Annotated in this window: 2 protein-coding genes; both read left to right on the forward strand. The window is 43.4% G+C overall.

Annotated elements, in window-relative coordinates; translation table 11 throughout:
- The first annotated feature begins 360 nt into the window (after positions 1-360).
- A complete protein-coding gene (locus tag QUB16_RS33160; protein WP_333322622.1) occupies positions 361-717 on the forward strand; it encodes a hypothetical protein in 357 nt (118 codons plus the stop codon).
- A gap of 512 nt (positions 718-1,229) precedes the next feature.
- Positions 1,230-2,477: an L-lactate MFS transporter gene (locus QUB16_RS33165; RefSeq protein ID WP_333322624.1), complete on the forward strand. Its 1,248-nt coding sequence runs from the start codon at positions 1,230-1,232 to the stop codon at positions 2,475-2,477.
- Positions 2,478-2,659: the final 182 nt, after the last annotated feature.

The raw sequence follows: 2,659 nt of genomic DNA on the forward strand, positions 1-2,659 counted from the left end.
TTTAGTAGGCATTGACTTTATCGGAAAATTATCATAGTATACCATACAATATGCGTTTTAGATGCTGAACAGCTTAATAATCCTGAGTTATTCAAAGCCACTTGTGCAGTTGGCTATCTTCGTAGAGTTGAATGTGCTTGGGCAATTGAGCAGACAATTTCATTAACTTATCAATTGCTGAACGAGCCTGCATCTGTAAGTAATTCCCTTTCCCACCTCCAAGAAAGAATACGCCAAGACATTCTCACCGTTATTGAGCGCTGCACAAAAGATGAAATTGATTTTATATTTCCAGAAATCACACGAATTTACAATCAGGATCTAGCAGTTTTAAACTCTTGGCAAAATCAGGTAGATTGGATGCTAAGTTTATCGGCTGATGAGCGTAAACAATTGGCTAGTTTAAATAAGGAAACGACACCAGTTTCAAATACTAATCAAGAAGTTGCTATAGTGGCAGAACCCGAAGAAATTGCGCTCTACCAAAACTTGCAACAAAAATCCCACTTTAAATCACTACGCGATCAATTGCGATTTTTGATAAAACCTAGCTTGCGTCAACAACATGAATCTTATATCAGTCAGAAAGCAACTACCTCTGGCTATAAAGCTTTAGCCCCCTCAAGTTGGCAAGAAGTCAATGATTTAACTGTTGCTAACCTCTACTGGTATTTTCAAGGAAATGATGAATCAGCAAAGCAGAGCGCAACAACATAGCCCTAGTTTGTCACTAATCAGCGAGTCGTGCGGCTGGAATTGGGTCGGTAGCTGAAGGTAAATCAACTTGTAGCGTGCGTCAGACTAAATTATAGATTGACAAAATAAGGGTTTGGGACTCTGACGCACCCTACTCTATATGCGAGTTGCTACATTAAATTAAGAAATGTGAATTTTAAGTTATTGGCTAAAACCTATCTCGCTTAAAGCCTTTTAGCTAATATACAGCTTACACCACATTCATCTAAATACGATCGACTACATTCAAATCGAGCATTTACGGCTTTTTGTTAACAATCAAGGTTTCCAAGATGCCTTTAAACATTGTTATCACAATTTGGCGATCGTTGCGATCTCTCACAAAAATTTCCAAGTTGCGCGCGGATTTTAGTTAAGTTTAATATTTTTTTTACACAACTATTGCATCGGTAACAAACTTATAGTAAATTTACAATTTATCGGGGAATGCACAGCCATTACCTATTAATGCCTCCTCGATAAAAATTAAAAACATGAACGAAACAAAAGTTTTCGGAATGCCCGCAGAAAAAGGCCGCTGGTTGTTCGTTCCGCTGGGAATCACGGTCTTGCTTTGTCTGGGTACAGTTTATTCTTGGAGTATCTTTAGAAAGCCGCTAGAAAAGCAGCTCACTATCGGTGCAACGGATAGTTTATTGCCGTTTACCGTATTGTTAGTAGTTTTTGCCGTACTGATGCCAATTACCGGCTTTTTTATCGATCGATACGGTTCTCGCACCGTGACCGCAGTCGGCGGCGTCGTGACGGGAATCGGCTATATTTTATCGGCATTTGCACCTAATATTACTGTCCTGGTACTCACCTATGGAGTTATCGCCGGTGCCGGGGTGGGCATTGCTTACGGCGTACCGCTAGCAGTAGCAGCCAAGTGGTTTCCCGATAAAAAAGGATTGGCAGTTGGGCTAACAGTAATTGGGTTTGGTTTGTCGCCTTTAATTACCGCACCGATTGCCAAATATTTAATCGATACCTATCAAATAGCGCAAACATTTCTGATTTTAGGCATCGCTTTTACCGTCATTATTTTGGCAATTTCGACCGTTTTGAAAATGCCGCCAACTGGATGGACGCCTGCGGGATTTGCGGCCGCCCGATCGGGAACAGCGGTAAATAGCCAGAGCGCACCGATGATGAAATCTCCCGCATTTTACGGGCTGTGGGTGTGCTACACAATTGGCACGCTGGTGGGATTGGGCGCGATCGGAATTTCTTCTTCCGTGGCGCAGGAAATTATTAAATTAGACGCGGGAACGGCTGCGGCAACGGTTTCTCTGTTTGCCATATTTAACGGTATGGGGCGTCCGATGTTTGGTTGGATAACCGATCGATTTAAGCCAAAATATGCCGCAATCGCCAACTACATTCTCATCTTAATCGCATCGATTATGATGACTCAGGCGGGCGTTGGACAAGTCGCAACTTATATCATTGCGTTTTGTTTGTTCTGGCTGTCGTTAGGAGGATGGCTGGCGATCGCGCCCACGGCAACTTTAACTTTATTCGACCCCGCAGACTACGCGAAAAACTACGGCATTGTGTATACAGCCTACGGAGTTGGAGCGTTTTTCGGTACAATTGCTGCGGGGAAAATTCGCGATACTTTTGGCAGCTATACCAACGCTTTTTACATTACGGCAATTCTTGCGGTTGTTGGCATCATCACCGCCGTGTTTGCGCTGAAGGGATCGGTTAAAATTGCAGCCGAAGCCGATGTTTCTTAATCGGGACTGGCGCACCCCCGATCGCAGAAACCGGGTTTTTTAGGAAAATATGGGATTTGAGCCGTGAATATCGGTGAACAACCCGGTTTCTCGGCTTTTCCAATTTTCTAAGGAATGAGAATTAAATAACTTCCACAAGTTTGTGGGATGGGCGTCCCGCCCGTCCAAAAAGGACGGGCGGG

Origin of the sequence: Microcoleus sp. D3_18a_C4 (genome assembly GCF_036702415.1) — a bacterium.
Classification (GTDB): Bacteria; Cyanobacteriota; Cyanobacteriia; order Cyanobacteriales; family Microcoleaceae; genus Microcoleus.

What these genes read in the sequence shown, in the direction of transcription:
- QUB16_RS33160 (WP_333322622.1), top strand. Translation starts at nt 361, where the DNA reads ATGCTAAGTTTATCGGCTGATGAGCGTAAACAATTGGCTAGTTTAAAT.
- QUB16_RS33165 (WP_333322624.1), top strand. Translation starts at nt 1,230, where the DNA reads ATGAACGAAACAAAAGTTTTCGGAATGCCCGCAGAAAAAGGCCGCTGG.